The organism is Planococcus daihaiensis, assembly GCF_049262615.1.
GTDB lineage: Bacteria > Bacillota > Bacilli > Bacillales_A > Planococcaceae > Planococcus.
The window spans coordinates 1,381,872-1,400,065 of the sequence record NZ_CP175504.1 but is presented as its reverse complement, the minus strand read 5'-3'; the positions used below and the strand labels follow the sequence as shown (position 1 = coordinate 1,400,065).

The 18,194-nt window shown below is 44.6% G+C and carries 20 protein-coding genes and 1 riboswitch; of the genes, 11 read left to right on the top strand and 9 right to left on the bottom strand.

The features are described 5' to 3' along the window. Nucleotides 1-4 precede the first annotated feature (4 nt). Both DHX103_RS06610 and DHX103_RS06605 read right to left on the bottom strand, forming a co-directional pair. Complete coding sequence (locus DHX103_RS06610; RefSeq protein ID WP_422124482.1) at nt 5-430, bottom strand: DMT family transporter; 426 nt, start codon at nt 428-430, stop codon at nt 5-7. Nucleotides 431-642: 212 nt separating this feature from the next. Further along, entirely contained in the window at nt 643-1,734 is a 1,092-nt protein-coding gene (locus DHX103_RS06605; RefSeq protein WP_422124481.1) for an NAD(P)-dependent alcohol dehydrogenase, read from the bottom strand. A gap of 212 nt (nt 1,735-1,946) precedes the next feature. Between DHX103_RS06605 and DHX103_RS06600 the strand changes: the two genes are divergently transcribed. The 3 genes from DHX103_RS06600 (at nt 1,947) to DHX103_RS06590 (ending at nt 4,770) form a co-directional block, all read left to right on the top strand. Next, a complete protein-coding gene (locus DHX103_RS06600) occupies nt 1,947-2,543 on the top strand; it encodes a class I SAM-dependent methyltransferase (RefSeq protein WP_422124480.1) in 597 nt (198 codons plus the stop codon). Between the two features lie 198 nt (nt 2,544-2,741). Next, nucleotides 2,742-3,590 (top strand): MBL fold metallo-hydrolase, encoded by an 849-nt coding sequence (locus DHX103_RS06595; RefSeq protein ID WP_422124479.1) that lies wholly within the window; start codon nt 2,742-2,744, stop codon nt 3,588-3,590. Nucleotides 3,591-3,774: 184 nt separating this feature from the next. After that, complete coding sequence (locus DHX103_RS06590; protein WP_422124478.1) at nt 3,775-4,770, top strand: quinone oxidoreductase family protein; 996 nt, start codon at nt 3,775-3,777, stop codon at nt 4,768-4,770. A gap of 97 nt (nt 4,771-4,867) precedes the next feature. Here the strand turns inward: DHX103_RS06590 and DHX103_RS06585 are convergent, their stop codons facing one another. After that, the gene (locus DHX103_RS06585) at nt 4,868-5,167 is read right to left on the bottom strand and encodes a hypothetical protein (protein ID WP_422124477.1); all 300 of its coding nucleotides are present in this window, start codon (nt 5,165-5,167) and stop codon (nt 4,868-4,870) included. Between the two features lie 301 nt (nt 5,168-5,468). Between DHX103_RS06585 and DHX103_RS06580 the strand changes: the two genes are divergently transcribed. Beyond that, nucleotides 5,469-5,984 carry a GNAT family N-acetyltransferase gene (locus DHX103_RS06580; RefSeq protein ID WP_422124476.1) on the top strand — a complete coding sequence of 172 codons (516 nt, stop codon included), beginning with the start codon at nt 5,469-5,471 and terminating at the stop codon, nt 5,982-5,984. Between the two features lie 132 nt (nt 5,985-6,116). On the opposite strand, the gene DHX103_RS06575 is transcribed toward DHX103_RS06580, so the two are convergent. The 4 genes from DHX103_RS06575 to DHX103_RS06560 are packed head-to-tail and all read right to left on the bottom strand — an operon-like array spanning nt 6,117 to nt 9,884. Then, a complete protein-coding gene (locus DHX103_RS06575; RefSeq protein ID WP_422124475.1) occupies nt 6,117-7,316 on the bottom strand; it encodes a M20 family metallopeptidase in 1,200 nt (399 codons plus the stop codon). A 19-nt stretch (nt 7,317-7,335) separates the two neighbouring features. Further along, a complete protein-coding gene (locus tag DHX103_RS06570; protein WP_422124474.1) occupies nt 7,336-8,175 on the bottom strand; it encodes a MetQ/NlpA family ABC transporter substrate-binding protein in 840 nt (279 codons plus the stop codon). Between the two features lie 37 nt (nt 8,176-8,212). Continuing rightward, nucleotides 8,213-8,863 carry a methionine ABC transporter permease gene (locus DHX103_RS06565; protein WP_422124473.1) on the bottom strand — a complete coding sequence of 217 codons (651 nt, stop codon included), beginning with the start codon at nt 8,861-8,863 and terminating at the stop codon, nt 8,213-8,215. Beyond that, nucleotides 8,853-9,884 carry a methionine ABC transporter ATP-binding protein gene (locus tag DHX103_RS06560; protein ID WP_422124472.1) on the bottom strand — a complete coding sequence of 344 codons (1,032 nt, stop codon included), beginning with the start codon at nt 9,882-9,884 and terminating at the stop codon, nt 8,853-8,855. The genes DHX103_RS06565 and DHX103_RS06560 overlap by 11 nt, the downstream gene beginning before the upstream one ends. A gap of 137 nt (nt 9,885-10,021) precedes the next feature. After that, nucleotides 10,022-10,136: riboswitch (SAM riboswitch) on the bottom strand. A gap of 893 nt (nt 10,137-11,029) precedes the next feature. Here DHX103_RS06560 and DHX103_RS06555 point away from each other — a divergent pair. The 4 genes from DHX103_RS06555 to DHX103_RS06540 all read left to right on the top strand — a co-directional run bounded on the left by DHX103_RS06555 (nt 11,030) and on the right by DHX103_RS06540 (nt 13,940). Next, nucleotides 11,030-11,647, top strand: coding sequence for a bifunctional transcriptional activator/DNA repair enzyme AdaA (locus tag DHX103_RS06555; RefSeq protein WP_422124471.1), 618 nt, complete (start codon nt 11,030-11,032; stop codon nt 11,645-11,647). Beyond that, the gene (locus tag DHX103_RS06550) at nt 11,598-12,506 is read left to right on the top strand and encodes a DNA-3-methyladenine glycosylase 2 (protein WP_422124470.1); all 909 of its coding nucleotides are present in this window, start codon (nt 11,598-11,600) and stop codon (nt 12,504-12,506) included. The genes DHX103_RS06555 and DHX103_RS06550 overlap by 50 nt, the downstream gene beginning before the upstream one ends. Beyond that, entirely contained in the window at nt 12,499-12,987 is a 489-nt protein-coding gene (locus DHX103_RS06545) for a methylated-DNA--[protein]-cysteine S-methyltransferase (RefSeq protein ID WP_422124469.1), read from the top strand. Before DHX103_RS06550 ends, DHX103_RS06545 begins: the two co-directional genes overlap by 8 nt. A 392-nt stretch (nt 12,988-13,379) precedes the next feature. Continuing rightward, on the top strand, nt 13,380-13,940 hold the full coding sequence (locus DHX103_RS06540) for a DNA-3-methyladenine glycosylase I (protein ID WP_422124468.1): 561 nt from the start codon (nt 13,380-13,382) through the stop codon (nt 13,938-13,940). Between the two features lie 38 nt (nt 13,941-13,978). Here DHX103_RS06540 and DHX103_RS06535 read toward each other — a convergent pair whose 3' ends face one another. Beyond that, on the bottom strand, nt 13,979-14,368 hold the full coding sequence (locus DHX103_RS06535) for a hypothetical protein (RefSeq protein WP_422124467.1): 390 nt from the start codon (nt 14,366-14,368) through the stop codon (nt 13,979-13,981). A gap of 332 nt (nt 14,369-14,700) precedes the next feature. Then, nucleotides 14,701-15,576 carry a pentapeptide repeat-containing protein gene (locus DHX103_RS06530; protein WP_422124466.1) on the bottom strand — a complete coding sequence of 292 codons (876 nt, stop codon included), beginning with the start codon at nt 15,574-15,576 and terminating at the stop codon, nt 14,701-14,703. A gap of 202 nt (nt 15,577-15,778) precedes the next feature. On the opposite strand from DHX103_RS06530, the gene DHX103_RS06525 reads away from it, so the two are divergent. The 3 genes from DHX103_RS06525 (at nt 15,779) to DHX103_RS06515 (ending at nt 18,070) form a co-directional block, all read left to right on the top strand. Beyond that, on the top strand, nt 15,779-16,678 hold the full coding sequence (locus DHX103_RS06525) for a S16 family serine protease (protein ID WP_422124465.1): 900 nt from the start codon (nt 15,779-15,781) through the stop codon (nt 16,676-16,678). 46 nt (nt 16,679-16,724) lie between these two features. Then, the gene (locus DHX103_RS06520; protein ID WP_422124464.1) at nt 16,725-17,255 is read left to right on the top strand and encodes a hypothetical protein; all 531 of its coding nucleotides are present in this window, start codon (nt 16,725-16,727) and stop codon (nt 17,253-17,255) included. A 332-nt stretch (nt 17,256-17,587) separates the two neighbouring features. Next, nucleotides 17,588-18,070, top strand: a complete 483-nt coding sequence (locus DHX103_RS06515; protein WP_422124463.1) for a VanZ family protein — start codon at nt 17,588-17,590, stop codon at nt 18,068-18,070. The last annotated feature ends 124 nt before the right edge of the window (nt 18,071-18,194 follow it).

Here is an 18,194-nt window from a genome sequence, read left to right as displayed (position 1 = left end):
CTCCTTACAATTTCAAAACAATGACGCCCACAATCATCATCAGGACGCCGACAATTTGGGTCCGGCCAATTCGCTTTTCGGACATGTCAAACCAGCCTCTGCCATCGATGGCAATTGCCAGCACCAGCTGCGCAATCAGGAAAATAGCGATGGTCAGCGTTACTCCCATGATATGAACCGCGGTCATATTACTGAAAAGCACAATAGCAGCGAGCATGCCGCCGGATGCATAAAGTGGCGAGACCTGAGAGAGTTGGCGATATGAGCGGTCTCTTATCATTATCACGATGAGGATCGCCAGCACAAAGCCCGTCAGCTGGGTCATCGCGGCTGCTTGCCATGAGCCGATTTGGTTGCTGATTGTGGCGTTTGCGACACTTTGGAATGTCAGGAAAAAGCCACCCAACAGCGCAAAAAGGGTCCCTTTCATAAAATCCACGCACCTTTCTATACTCCTAATTTACAGGGGAATAAATAATGCGAAAAGGACACATGTCCCATTAATCATTTCGTATCTTTGAGGAAATGGCAAGGGGAAATTAGGAACGGTTTATTTGCTGTTAACCCAAAAAACCGCAGCCAAACCCAATCAATTTGAGTTTGCCTGCAGCCTGAGCGCGCCTTGTTGAGGGAGCGCTTTTATTATTGGCCGATTTTTACAATCGGTTTGATGGTCGTTCCTTTTTTGGAGTCTTCGAATGCCTCGTTAATTTGCTCGAAATCATATACTTTTGTCAGTTTATCGAATGGGAACAACCCGCGCTTGTAATATTCGATCAGTTGAGGAATAAACACTTGCGGAACTGAATCGCCTTCAATTACGCCCATTACCGTTTTGCCTTCTGCCATGATGTCATTGTGAACATCGAATGTGATCTCTGGCGTCACACCGACAATGGCACATGAACCGAGCGGGCGAAGCGCATGGATGGCTTGTTTGACGACAGGCGGCACGCCCGTTGTCTCAACCGCGTAATGGGTGCCGCCGTTGGTGATTTTTTTAACTTCCTCCACGACATCAACATTTTTGCCGTTCAGCGTATGAGTGGCACCGAGTTCCTTGGCCAGTTCCAGCCGGTTGTCGTGGATATCAACGGCGATGATGTTAATGCAGCCTGCGATTTTCGCTGCCATGACAGCACTCAATCCGACCGCGCCGCTTCCATAAATCGCGATGGAAGAACCGAACTCCGGCTTGAAGCGGTTCAATACGGTGCCTGCACCCGTCTGAATACCGCAGCCGAGAGGGCCGAGCAGCGTCAAATCCACGTCCGGATCCACTTTTACGACATTCCGTTCATTGGCAACCGCGAATGTTCCGAAAGACGATTGGCCGAAGAACGTCGAAACAGCCTGATTGTCGTGTTGGATTCGGTTCGTCCCGTCCTGCATTTTGCCGCCAAAATTTAAATCATTGAAATTCAGGCAAACGGTCGGATGGGCGGTCAGGCAATTTTCACAATGTCCGCAATAAGCGAAGGACAGCACGACATGATCACCGGCTTGGATTGTGGTAACGCCGGTACCGACTTTTTCAACTATTCCTGCCCCTTCATGGCCCAAAACAGCCGGAAACGGTGACAATCCCAAATCCCTTGCTACCGCATCAGTATGGCAGACGCCCGTTGCTACAATTTTCACCAGCACCTCATTCGTTTTCGGTTCGCCCAGTTCCACTTCCTCGAATTTAAACTCTTCTCCCAAACCGTGTGTAACGGCTGCACGTATTTTCATTGTAGCCCTCCTCTTAAAATTTGCTCTTCTTAAACAACTACCCTTTTCTCTCCAATTTACTCGCGAACAGCAGTAACGGGAAATAAAGTCTGAAGAGCTGCGAAAGCGAATCGGCATCCATTTAATGTGTTGTGAAATTTTGTATAATGAATTTAAAAAGATGAACGGTTACAGCTTTTCTCATAGTGATTAACAGGAAGGAGCAGAGTACGATGCAAAAATCCTTACCGAAAAAGTTCGATAAACAGGCGAATAGATACAATAAATACCGGGAAAGGGATAAGACGTTCAAGTATCGCCAGAAAATTTTCCGGGATGTTGAAGGCAAGGTTCTGGAGGTCGGCATTGGTGTGGGCCTGAATTTTCCTTTCTATGATAAAGACGTCGAATTGACAGGAGTGGATTTCAGTCCGGAAATGCTGAAAAGGGCAAAGGTTGCCGCAAAAGACTATCCATTTACCGCCACTTTTATCCAGGATGATGTTGAAGCCATAGATTTTCCGGCGAACTCTTTTGACACGATCGTTTCTTCCGGAACGCTTTGCGGTTATCAAAATCCGCTCAAGGTATTAAATAACTTTCAGAAATGGTGCAAGCCGGATGGCAAAATCCTTTTGCTGGAACATGGCATCAGCTCCAACAAACCTTTGGGCCTGCTCCAAAAATCACTGGATCCGGTGGCAGTCAAAATTGCGGGATGCCATGCAAATCGAGATATCAGCGGAATTGTAAAAAGTTCGAATTTACAACTCATCAGGGAAGAGCGCTATTTGGCGGGCAATGTCTATTTGATATGGGCCAAGCCGTAAGGGGAATTCAGAATTATTGCGGAAAACAGTTAATGGCAAAATATATATGGTATACTTTTCCATATAACTTAAGGAGGACAAGTCCAATGGTGAAAAACTAATCTGAGAAAATTGTAGAATATTTTAGTGCGCCATAAAATACACATGCAGATTTTCTCTTTCATAGAACAACCAACTGAAATAGAGGAGAGAGAAAATATGCTGAATAGAATAAGCGATACGGTTTATTATTTATCCAATCAGGACGACAAAGAGCGGCCGGCACTGGGGCTGGTTTGTGGTGAGCGATACAGTCTCATCATAGATGCAGGCAATTCACCTCAGCACGCCAAAGACTTTTTACGGGAAATCGAAAAGCTCGATGTCCCCCCTGTGAAATATGTGGTTATTACACATGCGCATTGGGATCATTTCCTGGGCATGAACGAATTTGATGCAACGATTATCGTGAATCGCCAAACAAACGAACTCATGCAGGAATGGCAAACCTTCACGTATGATGATAGTTCGCTCGAAAAGCATGTGAGCACCAATCGGATGGATGCCAAATGCATGGAGATCCTGCAGGTGGACATGCCGGACAGGGACAGTTTCAAGCTGGGCTCTGCCGATATAATCTTTGATAACGCATTGACTATCGATCTGGGAAATAAAAAATGCATTATCGAAAAGGTTACGAGCACCCATACGGATGACTCGACCATCGTTTATGTTCCTGATGAGAAAGTCTTGTTTTTAGGGGATAGTGGGTACGGCAAAACCACTAATTCTTTATTCCATATCAAGCAATCGTTGTTGGAGCAGATGATTAGAGACATCCAAAGTTATGATGCCGAAATGTTCTTGCTTGGCCATGAATCCATCTGCGATTTAGTGGAAATGGATTTATACTGGCAAGAGCTGACAGCGGCAAGTGAGGCTGTAACGTCAGCTTCGCTGAAAGCGGCTGAAGAAAACTTCCGTATCCAAAACAACAGAGGGCCGAATGACAATGAATTGTTTTTTATAAAAGCATTTGTGAATGACCAAGTCATTCAGTCACAATAATGCTGAAAAATGCAGGAGCCACTTCAATAGAGGTGGCTTTTGCTATTTGGATTCTTTTATTTCTTCTAAATACCATTTCGAATTGCTGGTTTCGAGTTTGAATCCTTCTATTATTACGCCACCATAGATTATTATGAAGGTAAATATTGTCGGAAACTAATCTGATTCAAGAGGAGGGCTAAAGATGAACCGCAATGCAGCTGACAAAGGGAATGTCATGAAAGCCGTTGTCTTGCACGAATTTGGAAATGAAAATCAGCTGGTGGCTGAACGGATACCGGTACCTGAAATTGGTGATGATGACGTATTGGTGAAAGTGGAATATGCAGGAGTTGGGCGCTGGGACATTTTTGAGCGGGAAGGCGGCTATACGGAAATGGTCGGAGTGAAAGCGGAATTTCCGTACGTGTTGGGGTCTGAAGGTTCGGGGACTGTGGTAGCGACAGGTAAGAATGTAAAAGCGTTTAAAATCGGAGATATAGTTATGGGTGCGCGTTTTCTGAATCCGAAAGGCGGTTTCTATGCGGAATTTGCAGCAATCGACCAAAACTTTGTAACCCCTCTTCCAAAATCTTTGAGCATTCAGGAAGCAGGTGTTATTGCAGGCGTTGGATTGACGGCGCTGCGCGGCTTGGAAGATGCTCTGCATTTAAAACGAAATGAGTCCATTGCAATTTTGGGTGCGAGCGGCGGGGTAGGTCACATCGCCGCGCAGCTGGCCAAACAAATGGGCGCCAGGGTTTTTGCAGTCGCTTCGGGAGAGGATGGAGTAAAAATGGTCAAAGAGCTCGGCATTGAAAATGTCGTGGATGGGCACAGGGCTGATCTTCTCGCTGAAGCAAAAAGGGTTGAACCGGCAGGATTCGATGCTGCCCTGTTAACCGCCGGCGGTGCAACGGCCCAAAGCATCGTTCAAACAATCAAACCCGATGGCCGAATCGCTTATCCGAACGGGGTTTATCCATTGCCGTCAGCAGATGAAGCAGTGAAACTGATTGGCTATAATGGCGAACCTGACGCAGATATACTGGGCCGATTGCATAACTATCTTCAGACTGGTAATGTCAGAGCTCATATTGATCAAACTTTCTCACTGGATGACGCCCAGTCCGCCCATCTGGCATTGACGAAGCATTTCGTAGGGAAGTTAGCATTAAAAATTGGCTCCACTATAGAGTAATATTGTATAAGAGACAGTAAAAAGGACTTCCGATTACGAGGAAGTCCTTTATCTTGTTTTTTATTTAGTGAACTTAACCGGTAAGATAAGATTGGAATTATAGAGAATTAAAAAGATAAATAACAAATATGGAGATAAATACAATATCTATAATCGCCACATACAAGCCGACTTTCGAATCTTTCATTTTGGCAAGACTGTAATTGAATAAAATATCATATAAACTTGCCGCAAATAAAATGACCGAAATTAAAATCACAACAGGATGCTCCGTCATAAATACTGCCAATAAATAAATGAGCCATCTGCGGATGAAATTAAACATCAAACCAAAAAGCATTAAGGAAATATGAGTTGGATCTATATCCAACTCGTCCTCGGAAGAAATATCTGCCATTCCTTCTTGAATCTCCTTGTATCCTCTCAAGTAGTCGATATTAATCCACAACATAATCAAGCAATAAATAATAATAATAACTTCTTCGTTATTGTTTACCAATTCCCCGATGCTGAACACCTCGAATTCTTATTTGTAAATAAGTGCTTCAACTTTTCAACAATATTATTTATTCTTTTCCTTATATTCATAATTATACAAAAATTTGGTAAAATATTGAAGAGAATATACAAGAGTTTTTTGCCAAACTGATTCCGGATAAAAGAAGGGTTAATTGTTTCGGGAAGTGGGGGTTAAAACAATGGAGATTTCGTTACATATACTGCAGGAAAAGGATGCGCGAGATTTATTAAATTTTGAACTGGAAAATCGTACGTTTTTTGAAAAGATGGTGCCAGGCAGAGGAGACAGCTATTATTTGTGGGATACATTTAAGGAGAGACACCGCGAATTGCTGGCTGAACAGGAAAGCGGGCTTTGCCATTTCTATCTCATTAAAGATGAAGACGGAAATATTGCGGGAAGGATCAATCTGTTTGATATTGACGCAGCAGCAGGCACCGCAGAAATCGGCTTTAGAATTGGGCAGGCTTACGGAGGGAAAGGAATCGGGAACCGTTCATTGAACTTGCTGTTATCCACTGAATCCTCCCTAAAGCAGATTCGGGCAAAAACAACGACTGTGAATAAAGCCTCTCAAAAGGTCCTTGAAAACAACGGCTTTATCCACATGGGGATAAGTGATGAAGAATTTGAGATGAATGGTGAATGGATGAAATTTGTGCATTATGTGTGGATAAACAGTGTGTCTTTCTAAAAGCGATACCATTTAATGTCGTTCATCCGATGGCTGCCGAAGAAGTAATCGGTATTATATAGAAGAAAGTAAAAAAAGCATCATTGAAAGCCGTAAAATACATGGCTCTCAATGATGCTTTTTTGGACTGATTTATGATTTTGCTGCCAAGGAGCGGGCATGAGCTTGCTTCACTTCTGCGAGCAACGCCGCTTCTGTCAGCAGGCGGTAACCGGTGTTCGCCAGGGCTTTCGCTCCGCGGATCAGCGCTTCGTCGCCTTGTGCGGATTTTGAGGCTTCACGGAACTCGGCTGTATGGCCGATCAAATCATCCGGGCCGATTTTGATGTACGGGTGGGCAGTCGGAACTTCATGGCTGATATTGCCGGCATCCGTCGAACCGAGACCGGTATTGCGGGATTCCGCGACTTCTTCGCCGACCGCGGTCAGTTCCTCGCGCACGATTGAATCCAGAAGAGGTGTGACGACAAGGTCTTTCACCTCATTTTGGAAACGGACAATTTTGACCGTCGTGCCGGTAGCAAGCGCAGCACCTTCTGCAATGGCGCGTATTTTCGTGGCTGTGTCCGATGTCTTTTTCCAGGAATCACCGCGAATGTAAAAGCGGGCAGATGCATATTCAGGAATGATATTGGGTGCATCGCCGCCGTGTGTGATGATGCCGTGCACGCGCGCATCCGAAGGCAATTGCTGGCGCAATGCATTGATGCTGTTGAAGAGTTGGAGTACCGCATCGAGTGCATTGATGCCTTCTTCAGGAGACCCTGACGCATGGGCAGGCTTTCCGTAGAAGTGGAATTCAAGCGGATCCACCGCGAGCGATGGCCCGGTAACAGCGGATCTGCCGGACGGATGGATCATCAGTGCGGCATCGATGCCTTCGAGCAAACCGTGTTTGACGAAGCTTCCTTTGGCACTGCCGTTTGGACCGCCTTCTTCAGCTGGTGTTCCCAGTACTACGACACGTCCGCCGGTGGTTGAAAAAGTTTCCGACAGCGCAATCGCAGCAGCGACACTTGTTGTGCCGATAATATTATGGCCGCATGCATGGCCGAGGCCGGGTAGGGCGTCATATTCTGCAAGATAGGCAATGGTCGGACCCGGCAAAGAGCTTTCTTTGCTGGCGTAAAAAGCGGTATCGTGGCCAGCAACCCCTGTTTCGACGGAGAAGCCGGCACTTTCAAGCAAGTCAACGAGAGTGGCGCTGGCAAAAATTTCTTCGTTGCCGATTTCCGGTTTGGCATGGATCGCCTGGCTTGTAAGGATATACTCTTCGCGTTTTAAATCGATGGACTGTGAAATTGTATGATTTGCTTCATTAATAGTTGTCATATGAATTCCTCCTAATATTTTATTTGTAGTCGACGAGCTCTTCTACAGTTACGAAAGTCGGGATTTGTGCGCCTTTTGAATATTCGACGATGAAATCAGCCGTATCTTCCTGTTGATAAAGTTCAACGATTTTCAGGAAATCTTCATCTTCCGCATTTTCTGCGCTTGCAGCAATCAGGTTGATATAAGGCGTAGCCGTATCGTTTTCGCGGGCGATTGGATCTTCAGTCGGGTTAAGGCCCGCGTCAATTGCGATGCCGTTATTGACGATGGATGCAGCAAGGTCAGCCATGGCACGCGGTGTCTGGGCAGAAATCATTGGGACGATTTCAAGATTTTTCGGGTTGTCGATAATATGGTCAGCGGTACCGGTTAATCCGGCATCGTCAGACAGTGTGATCAATCCGGCTTCCTGAAGCAGCAACAGTGCGCGGCCCATATTGGTCGCTTCGTTTGGTACGGCAATTTGTGCACCGTCGGGAAGATCATCGATTGATTCGTGTTTATCAGAATAAAGGCCCATGGGTGCAATCACAGTAGAGCCGATCGGCACGATATCGAGATTGTGTTCTTCGACAAATTCATCAAAATAAGAAATTGTCTGGAATGCGTTCAAATCCAGTTCACCTTCTGCCAGGGCAATATTCGGTGCCACATAATCAGAAAAAGTAATAATTTCAAGTTCAATACCTTCTTCTTCTGCTTTTTCTCCGATGTAATCCCAGATTGTCGTATCCGAACCGCTGATGCCGAGTGTAATTGTTCGCTTGCCGTCATCGGCACCTTCTGTGTTGTTTCCGCATGCTGCGAGTACCAAAGCCAATAGGGCCAATAATAATAGTGAAGTGATTTTTTTCATTTATGATTCCTCCAATGTTGTATTTTGTAAGTGGATGTTAACGTCGACGCACTTGCCTTGATAAGAGATTGCCGCCGGACTGGACGCCTTGTACAAGGACGACCAAAATGGCTACGGTAATAAACATGACGAGTGTATCGAAGCGTTGATAGCCATACGTGATGGCCAGATCTCCAAGACCCCCGCCTCCGATTGCTCCAGCCATGGCGGATGCGCCAATCAGGCCGACAACCGCAATTGTCAAAGCAAGAACGAGTGAGCTTAATGCTTCCGGTATCAGGAACCGGAAAATAATCTGTAATGGCGATGCACCCATTGCCTGTGCTGCTTCAATAACACCCTTATCAACTTCGAGCAACGAGTTCTCAATCAGGCGGGCGATATAGGGGCCGGCGTAAAATACGAGTGGAACAATGGCCGCTGCTGTTCCGATGGATGTTCCGACGATAAAGCGCGTTATCGGAATGATGGCAACCATCAGGATGATAAATGGTACGGACCGGAAAATATTGATGATGATATTAAGCACTTTTGATACCGGTTCGTTTTCCAACAGGTGGCCTTTCCGTGTAACTACCAATAAGAGTCCCAGTATAGAACCAACCAGTAAGGAGAAAAGAAAAGAGACGCCCGTCATATAAAGTGTTTCCCAGAGAGCTTCCAGGATCTGTTCGTTACTAACTAGCATAATTCCGCACCTCCTCGGCTTGGACTTTGCTTAAGCGGATGTCCGCTAATGCTTTTTGGATTTCCCTGGCAGGTCCGTTGAATTCAACAATCAGGTTGCCATAAGGTTCTCCTTGCAGCTCTGTGATGTTGCCGAATAATACGTTAAGGTCCAAATTGTATTCCCGAGAAATCCGGGACATTAGAGGCTGGCCGACAGATGCGCCGATAAACTGAATCCGGTAGATGGTATGGTTCTGATTCGGATCCCGGATTTTCTTCAACAGCGATTCCGGCAGTTCATCGTTCATGACCGAGCGGACGAATCGCTGCGTTGTTGGCTGCTGCGGGTTCGTAAATATTTCGAACACCGATCCTTGTTCAATTACTTTTCCGGCTTCGAGCACGGCCACTTTGTCACAGATTTCTCGGATGACACCCATCTCATGAGTAATCAGCAGGATCGTGATGTTGTATTCGCGGTTGATGCGGCGCAGCAACTCGAGAATCGATTGCGTGGTCTGCGGATCAAGTGCGGATGTTGCTTCATCGCACAGCAGAAAGGAGGGATTGGTGGCCAAAGCGCGTGCAATGCCAATTCGCTGTTTCTGTCCGCCTGACAGCTGATCCGGATACTTCTCTGCCTGGTCGGCAAGACCGACAAAATCGAGCAGCTCCTTTACCTGTTCCTTTATTTGGTTTTTTGGTGTATTTGCCAGAATCAGTGGCATCGCGATATTATGGAAAACCGTTTTGGAGTTCAGCAAATTGAAATGCTGGAAAATCATGCCGATGTCCTTCCTTGTTTTCCGGATCTCGCTGGCCGATAGCTTCGAAATGTCCTTACCATTTATCAGCACATGTCCGCTGCTTGGGCGTTCCAGAAGATTCACGGTGCGTATCAGTGAGCTTTTGCCGGCTCCGCTGAAACCAATCACTCCGTAAATCTCGCCGGTTTCGACAGTCAGGTCAATGCCGTTCAACGCGTGAACGTCCTCTTTGCCCGACTGATAAGTTTTGGTAACCTGCTTGAATTCAATCATTTGTACGCCTCCTCTAGCTGTAATGCCTATGCAAATCTATTGCGTACAGATCTAACTTTCCAAAAATGAACGAAAAAAGCCCTCTTTTTTTCTTAATCCATAAGAAAAAAAGAGGGCTTCAGAATGAAACCATCTCGTTCTCATCTTCCAAATGCAAGGATCGCATTTGCAGGAATTAGCACAGTTTTCGCATAAAGCGAATCCGCTGCCGAAACGTCAAAGGGCCTGTCCCTCGGTTTCTCTGGATAAGAAAGTGATGTACGTATTTGATTTGTAATGATTACTTTATGGCCCATTGAACCAAAAGTCAACCAATTTCAAAATCTTTTTTGGAGTGCCTTCTGTTGAATTCACTCATTAATCCGTAAAATATTTAGATACCATTGCAGTTTGAGCTGTTGGATTGCGAATGAAAATCGCTTACTTTTTCTGCCGTCTTTCACACCTGCAATAGATGCTTTGATTAAAAATTTTTACTTTTGTATGAAGCAATTATAGAGCATTTGAGCTTAAATTTACAAAAATAGGTTAAACCAGTGTATAAAGGGTATACCAGTAAGTACGACTGATTTTAAATACCAAAAGGGGACAATACAATGGCACATATACTGACTATATTCGAAGCCATGGAGATACGTGAACTGCTTTCCCTTAAAATAACTTCTCTTAGTAAAAGCAAGTTGTTTCTCAGTACTGTGAGAGAACAATATCATACAGGTTGTCTGGAAGCTGACATCAAACTGTGCACCCAAGAGATTGCGGATCTGGAAATTATATTAAACTGCTCAGCTGTTTAAAGCGATTAAAAGCAGCCACTTTTTAAGCCTATTAGAAGCTGGTCCATACAATGAAAGTGGTGTTACATTGCTGTCGTTCAAGTCGATAGGCATCGGCTCACAGCCACGGATAAACGAATCCCGAATAAAGGACACTATCCATAGTGTCTTTCATTCGGGGTTTATTTTTATGCCCATTTTTAAGCTCTTAAAGCTATACCTTGCAGCGACCATAAGCGCAAAATCGAGGACGAAAACACACGGGTTGATTGGTACAATGAAAGCAGAATATTTCCCGGGAAATGTATACAATGGATGTAAGTGAAAAGATGCGGGAGACAGCCAATCATGGGAAAGGAGTGGACTGCGATGAAGCTGGAAACAAGCTTTACGTTTGAAGAGATGTGGGACAGAATCATGGCCTGTGACCGGAATTATGATGGCTTATTCTACACGGCAGTCAAAACGACGAAAATCTATTGCAGGCCCTCATGCCGGTCCCGAAAACCGAAAAAGATGAACGTAGAATTTTACACCAGTATCGAGGAAGCCGAGAGCAATGGATACCGGGCATGCAAAAGGTGCCAGCCGGAAACCGAACTCTCACCTAACGCAGAAGTTGTGCAGAAAGTGGTGTCGTTTGTAACGGCAAATTATCAGCGGAAGTTGAATTTGGAAGACATGGCCGCTCATGTGGGATTTAGCGCGTCCTATTTGGACCGCGTATTTAAACAGGAAACTGGAGAAACACCGCGGTCGTTCCTGGAAAAAGTCAGGGTCGATCGAGCGGCGCATGGGCTGAAGCACACCGACAACACGAATTTGGAGATCTGCTACGAAGTCGGCTTTCAAAGCACATCGCATTTCTATAAAGCGTTTCGGCGCTCCAAAAATCTTTCGCCGAGCGAATACAGAAAAATGACAAAGGGGCTGCAGGATGATTTCGAAAACAAACAACAACTGCTTGAAGGTTCCTACTCCCGCTGAATTTAATTTCGAAGAATGTCTGGTGTTCCTCAATAGATCGGGGCAGGAGAATCTTCATCGAATAAAAGACGGGAAGATATCAAAATTACTGAACCATCAGGAAGAATTGATGTTAATTGGAATTACGCATTCGGACCGGCACCTATCCATTGAATTTTTGAACGGTGTGCCTTCTGAAAGAGGGCAGCGTGCTGCTGCTGATTACGTCTGGGAATGGTTTGACCTGAAAACGGATTTGTTCCCATTTTATGACATGGCAGCTTTTGATCCGATTTTGCAGCGGATCGTCAAGAATCATTATGGGTTAAGGATCCTGGCTATTCCCGATCTTTTCGAGGCACTGGCCTGGGCAATCATGGGCCAGCAGATCAACCTGACGTTTGCCTATACGCTGAAAAAACGGTTGGTCGAAAATTTTGGGGCATCTCTTGACTATGAAGGCGAAACCTATTGGACATTCCCTTCCTTTCAGGCCATCGCGGCGCTGGAGACGAGTGATCTGACCCAATTCCAATTTTCGGGCAGGAAAGCGGAATACCTTATTGGCGTGGCAGGCGAAATGGCAAAAGGGACGCTCGTGAAAGAGAATTTTATGAACAGAAGGGATACGCAGACGATCGAAAAAGAGCTGGTGGCTTTTCGCGGCATCGGCCCATGGTCGGCGAATTACGTCATGATGAAATGCCTCGCCATACCGTCGGCTTTCCCGCTCGCCGATGTCGGTTTGCATAATGCGTTGAAGAAGCAATTGAACCTGGAGAAAAAGCCGTCACTCGCGGAAATAGAACATCATGCTGAAAACTGGAAAGGGTGGGAAGCCTACGCCACTTTCTATCTTTGGAGGAGTTTATATGAATGAAATGCATCGCCTCGATCTTCAATCGCCGATTGGCGCCGTAGAAATTACGGGTACAGAAGAAGGCATCCTGTCAATTTTTTTCAAAGAACATGACGAAATTGTCCATCATCCGCAGCCGGATACACCGCAAGTTTTGAAGGATTGTTTGGAAGAGCTGGCGGAATATTTTAGAGGGGAGCGGATGGAGTTCACCGTTCCTTATATTTCCACCGGCACTGAATTCCAGGGGAAAGTATGGTCTGCCTTAACCACAATTGGTTATGCGGAAACAGCTTCTTACCGCGACATCGCGGTGAAAGTTGGAAGCGACAAAGCCGTGCGGGCAGTGGGCAATGCCAACAGCAAAAATAAGTTGAGCATCATCGTGCCGTGCCACAGGATCATCGGTTCAACCGGCAAACTGACGGGTTATGCGGGCACGTTGACCAGAAAAGAATGGCTGCTGAAGCATGAACAGAAAATCAAAAGTGAAAATGTGTGAGCTGACAAAAACCGGATAGACGTATCGAATGAAAGCTTGTTCAAGAGGGAGAAACTTTGCCAAAGTTTCTTCTTTTTTACTGGCTGCTGCTCGAAGCGTTTTGCTCGAACGCCGGAATAATTTTTTGAACGCCGATATAATTCACTGAGCGCCGATATAAGGTAATACGCCGACCCGCCGCTGAGAAAAAGCAGGATATGAAGCTGATATTAGTCTTTATTGCGACCAATATCCCTCCAAAAGCAGAGGTCAAAAGCCAAATGGATGCTTTTCGCAGGCGAAAAGCGGAAAACCATAAGAAAAGCGGAGTGGAATTTTTTAAACTGACGCACGTTACGCCTTTTAAAAAAGTGGTAAAGTGAATTCAACAGGACGAGAGAGGTGGCGCGGAAATGGAACAATGTACATGGCCGAACAGCAGTGAAAAGATGCAGGCGTATCATGATGAAGAGTGGTGCAGACCCAGCCGGGACGACCGGTATATTTTCGAGATGCTGAATTTGGAAGGCGCACAGGCGGGATTGTCGTGGAGCATCGTAATCGCGAAGCGGGAAGCCTATCAGGCAGCTTTTCATAACTTTGATGTCCAGTATTGCGCGGAGCTGAGCGACGCGGATCTGGAAGCGATAAAAGAAAATTATAACGTCATCAAGCATTTTGCGAAGCTGAAATCGGTCCGCAGCAATGCGGAGGCGGTATTGCAGATTCAACAAGAATTCGGGAGTTTTGCTGATTTTCTGTGGAGCTTTGTGGAAAATGAACCGATTATCAATGGATGGGAAACCCAAGCGCAAATGCCGGCCGAGTCGCCTTTATCCATCCAGGTCAGCAAAGAATTGAAGAAGCGGGGCTTTAAATTTGTGGGACCGGTTACGACGTATTCGTTTTTGCAGGCAATCGGGATGATTGATGATCATATCAAGACATGTGATTTTCATACTTCGAATCGGTGAGTGACATTGGTACTTGAAACGTATTTTTATGTAGCTAATTATCGGCGAAGCTCAAGGAAATATTCCCTTATTTCCTCAGGTGCCTCTTCCACGTTCAGCACTTTTAATCTGTCAGTTCCCGGTGAAGTCAAAATCACAAAGCTTCTATCATTGTATTCAAATAGAGTGAATTGGCCAACACTGGTCGGGGCATTTCCCAGGCTGTTAATGTAATTAAAATCTTCTTCAGTGAAATTACCTTCGTAGCCTTCTAACATCAACTTTTTCATTTCATCAAAATCATCGGCAAATGCAATGTCCTGGTATAACTCAAGTGAATTTTTTGGTGAATAAAATAAAACATAATAAATTGATCCGCCGATTATCAGTAAGCAAACCAGCATAAAAGCAATCAATTCTTTCGCTGAGCGTTTTTTTGTCCTCCACATTTATAAGCTGCCCCATTCCATTGATAATTTTTATGTTGCGCCCTTTCACTCCTGCATCATATTCAAGTTGATCCATTTTACATTTATTGTATCAGAAGTTTTCAGGTTTATTTTGTGTTTTTTGATTATGATTTATGTAAGATTGTTGATAAGTTTTCGGGGGAATGGTTATCCACAAGGGGATAAGTGGCGGCGAATTTAAAGTGCATCAACCCATCATAAACTGTGGATAAGAATTTGAAATGATCGAAGCTAAAAAGGAAAATCAAACAGCTTATTCATAAGCGCTTGATTTTCCTTTTTTTCATTACAGATTCATTTTCAATCGCAATTTACTGCGTAACTGTCCAATGAAATGGCCGCTCTATGTGAGGCGGCAATTGTGCTTCTATATCACCTTTTGCTGAATTGATTTGCATTTGAGTCAAAAAAAGGCTGGTGGATAAGTTCGCGCCGCTTAAATTGGCATCCCGCATATCAGTCCCGATAAAGTCCACGCCCCGCAAATCCGATTTTCGCAGGTCGGCCGCGATTAAAAAAGCGCCCCTGAAGTTCGTGCCTCTCAAGTCCTGCCGTGTTAATTTTTTCCCCATCAAATCAGCGCCTCGCTGATCCAGTTTTCGATTTCCCTGTTGCCTCGCAGCATAAGTTCCAATTCGCTGGCGTATTTCGCTGCTTGCTTTTATTAATAATTCATTCACCGGGCCGCGATAGAAGCTCAAATCCAGGTTCAATAACTCGTCTGCGCTTAATGTTGTCAGTCTTTGCAGAGCTTCCAAGTGCTTGGTCAATTCCTGTTGCAAAAGTGGGGTCGTTTCATAAGATAAGGCTTCAGCGACAAAGGCCACCATTTCAAACAACTGCTCCATTACCGGGAATGCCTTGAACATTTTCTCGGCATTTTCAGGATTCTTCTGCCAGCTTTGCCCGCCAAACGTCGATTGCGCAATCATTTGGCCTGCGCCCAGGCAGTCGAATACCGTGCATCCTTTAAACCCTGTTTCCCTCAGTTTGCTGTGTATACTGCAGCGGAAATCTTCCTGCAGATTGGGGCAGGGTACTCCCGCCGGCTTATTAATCGCGAAATCATTTGAAGCAATAAGATTGAGGGCCGTGCAGCATAGCCCAAAACACTGCGAGCAATCCGCTTTCAGTCCGGCTCTGATTTCTCTCGCCTGCGCCGGCTCAATTGGCTGATAAGAAGGCATAAGCAATCATCCTTTCAGAGTAATTCTACTGATTTTCGAACAATTTCTTCTTATGTCCACTTTATGTTGCCATACGGGATTTCGCAATAAAAAATTGTTTGATTAATTAGAAAATAAGAGCGGGTATGTCTACTATTATATGGTAATATTAGGATAAAAGTAGTGTTTAAAATTTTTTGTTCAAATAAAAGGAGAGAATAGGATGTCGAGGAAAAAAGGGGATTCAAGATTCTTAATGTCGATTGCTGCAATTATTGTTTTTTACATAGCTCTGAGCTTCGCTTTCTATTTGGATTTGATCAACACCTATATCGTTATTGGTGCATTGATGCTGGTATTAATCCTAACAATGATCGTTCTTTGGCGTTACCGGAATGAAAAATCAAAGGTGAATAAAATCACTTGGATCTTTGCATTGGTGGCGCTGTTACTAATATTTGATGCCTTCCTGATTCCGTACGAAAATTACACATATGAAGCCGTTTTTCACGCGGAGCCGGTGGAAGCAGCTGCCGATTCGGGGATTAACCTGATGGGTGTAGGAGTGTGGAACATTAAATCCGTTGAAGATAAAGAACAGCTGGTGGCGGATTTTGAAAGTGGAAGCTGGGGGTTAATCGCCCTCAATGATGTGGACAATAAAGAACGTTATCACAGCAGGAACAATAATCTTTTGCAGTTTCTGGGCTTCCGCCGCGACGCTGGTTCTGTGATGGCGAAAAATGTGGAGAACTATCTGGGTGATACTACTGATGGTGTCGGAAAATACCTGGCAAGAGAAGACATTGAAGGAAACAGCGCAGGACTGGCACTGGCGTTGACCGGTTTGATCGAGCGAAACAAACTCGTGAATGATTTGGAATTCGGTGTAACTGGGGCGTTGAATGAAGATGGCGATGTCGATCATATCGGCATGGTCAAAGAAAAGCTGATGATTGCGGAAGAAAAACAGTATCCGTTCATGATTGTTCCGAATGAAAACGCTGACGAAGCTGAGAAAGCAAAGGAGGCACAAAATCTCGCCATTGAGATTTTTGCCGTCAGCCATATCGACGAGGCTGTTGAATTGATTAATAGGTTGAATGAAGAGCATGCGGAGTAAAGGGATTTGTAGAGTGTAGATTGGTGATTAAGGGGAGGTGAGAAGAATGGATTTTATGAACAAGATTCTGCTTGTCCTATATGTGGTTTCCACAGGGATGGTGATGCTGGGATTTTACGCGATTAACTTTTTCACCGAACCTGTCGGAGAAGATGGGGCTGGTGGCGGCAATGGCAATCCCGGGCTGTTCCCCGTTGTTTTTATCATGCCATTCTTCTTTTATTTTCTATACGGCACTGTAGAAATTTCCATGCGGCTGGCGGAGAGCTACAGGAAAAAACGTACGCTGTTTGTGAGCCTGGTACTCAGCGTGCTGGCGACGATAAGTATAGCCATCTACACTTTTTTGAAAGCTGAAGCACTGCGGACGGACATACTGCAGAAGAGGGATGACCTGGAGACCGCTTCAGAATTTCCCCTCCTGAACACTTTTTCCAATTCGATCTTTTTTAATCCGCTTACTTTCGTTTTGGTGGTGCTGGTGTGCTATATGATTGGCGCGCTGTGGAGTGTGAGCAGAGCGCGGCATAAGGAAAAGCTGACCCTGCAAAAACAGCAATCCACTTCTATTGAATAACCGAGGCAAGTAATGGAGAAACGCCGATCCGGGTTTCTCTTTTTTATAGGCGTGAAAATTTCTATGAGCGCTCGACCGTATTCTATGATCAATCAATCTTTATTCCGCCAAATTTTGGTTGAACTTTGACACATAAGGACAAAACCAGACTGATGAGCGAATTCAAATTGGGGTTTTTAGGATATAATGTTGCTGAGCGGTTTCGTGAGTTCGAAATCAATTTTTTCAGCACACAAGCTAAAGTTGCTGAAAATTAAATTCGTAGCGATTCCGATTTTAAACAGCAGTCTGAATTCAACATACATAAAATGTGATTGGAGTTTATTTGTTTTATGAAATTTCCTAAAAAAGCAATTTTACTGAGTCTGCTTATTATTTACCTAGCTGTATTGACGCAACAAATCCTCATCAAGCATTATTCTTTGGATATGCTGATTGCCCAACTTACTTTCAGTGGGGAGACTCCTTTTTATATCAACCATAATTTCACCCCTTTCAAGACCATCTTTTTTTACTTGTTTCTGGCTGAAATCAATATGAATATCCGCGTGGAAAACCTCGCGGGAAATATTATCGGTTTTATTCCATTCGGATTTCTTCTGCCATTCCTGTTCAAAGACTTACTGAGTTTTAAGAAGATCATCTTGCTGACGTTTTGTCTGAGCCTCGGCTTTGAAATGCTGCAGCTTACTTTTAATCTCGGGAGTTTTGATGTGGATGATTTAATCCTTAATACACTCGGTGGAATCCTAGGGTATATTCCGGTAAAGCTGTATAAGAAGTATGTGAGGAAAGAGGAATTGGTGAGTTATTGAGGTTAATGAATTGAAAGTAAGTATTAAAACGATTTAATTGGAGATAATGAAGTTGGCCAAATGAAGTTCGGTCAACTTTTTGCGGATATTTTCATCGCCGAGTTATACAGAATTACCGAAACTT

Bases quoted from the DNA above. Each gene is read 5' to 3' on its own strand.
- DHX103_RS06610 (WP_422124482.1), bottom strand. From the start codon at position 430: ATGAAAGGGACCCTTTTTGCGCTGTTGGGTGGCTTTTTCCTGACATTC.
- DHX103_RS06605 (WP_422124481.1), bottom strand. From the start codon at position 1,734: ATGAAAATACGTGCAGCCGTTACACACGGTTTGGGAGAAGAGTTTAAA.
- DHX103_RS06600 (WP_422124480.1), top strand. From the start codon at position 1,947: ATGCAAAAATCCTTACCGAAAAAGTTCGATAAACAGGCGAATAGATAC.
- DHX103_RS06595 (WP_422124479.1), top strand. From the start codon at position 2,742: ATGCTGAATAGAATAAGCGATACGGTTTATTATTTATCCAATCAGGAC.
- DHX103_RS06590 (WP_422124478.1), top strand. From the start codon at position 3,775: ATGAACCGCAATGCAGCTGACAAAGGGAATGTCATGAAAGCCGTTGTC.
- DHX103_RS06585 (WP_422124477.1), bottom strand. From the start codon at position 5,167: ATGGCAGATATTTCTTCCGAGGACGAGTTGGATATAGATCCAACTCAT.
- DHX103_RS06580 (WP_422124476.1), top strand. From the start codon at position 5,469: ATGGAGATTTCGTTACATATACTGCAGGAAAAGGATGCGCGAGATTTA.
- DHX103_RS06575 (WP_422124475.1), bottom strand. From the start codon at position 7,316: ATGACAACTATTAATGAAGCAAATCATACAATTTCACAGTCCATCGAT.
- DHX103_RS06570 (WP_422124474.1), bottom strand. From the start codon at position 8,175: ATGAAAAAAATCACTTCACTATTATTATTGGCCCTATTGGCTTTGGTA.
- DHX103_RS06565 (WP_422124473.1), bottom strand. From the start codon at position 8,863: ATGCTAGTTAGTAACGAACAGATCCTGGAAGCTCTCTGGGAAACACTT.
- DHX103_RS06560 (WP_422124472.1), bottom strand. From the start codon at position 9,884: ATGATTGAATTCAAGCAGGTTACCAAAACTTATCAGTCGGGCAAAGAG.
- DHX103_RS06555 (WP_422124471.1), top strand. From the start codon at position 11,030: ATGAAGCTGGAAACAAGCTTTACGTTTGAAGAGATGTGGGACAGAATC.
- DHX103_RS06550 (WP_422124470.1), top strand. From the start codon at position 11,598: ATGATTTCGAAAACAAACAACAACTGCTTGAAGGTTCCTACTCCCGCT.
- DHX103_RS06545 (WP_422124469.1), top strand. From the start codon at position 12,499: ATGAATGAAATGCATCGCCTCGATCTTCAATCGCCGATTGGCGCCGTA.
- DHX103_RS06540 (WP_422124468.1), top strand. From the start codon at position 13,380: ATGGAACAATGTACATGGCCGAACAGCAGTGAAAAGATGCAGGCGTAT.
- DHX103_RS06535 (WP_422124467.1), bottom strand. From the start codon at position 14,368: ATGTGGAGGACAAAAAAACGCTCAGCGAAAGAATTGATTGCTTTTATG.
- DHX103_RS06530 (WP_422124466.1), bottom strand. From the start codon at position 15,576: ATGCCTTCTTATCAGCCAATTGAGCCGGCGCAGGCGAGAGAAATCAGA.
- DHX103_RS06525 (WP_422124465.1), top strand. From the start codon at position 15,779: ATGTCGAGGAAAAAAGGGGATTCAAGATTCTTAATGTCGATTGCTGCA.
- DHX103_RS06520 (WP_422124464.1), top strand. From the start codon at position 16,725: ATGGATTTTATGAACAAGATTCTGCTTGTCCTATATGTGGTTTCCACA.
- DHX103_RS06515 (WP_422124463.1), top strand. From the start codon at position 17,588: ATGAAATTTCCTAAAAAAGCAATTTTACTGAGTCTGCTTATTATTTAC.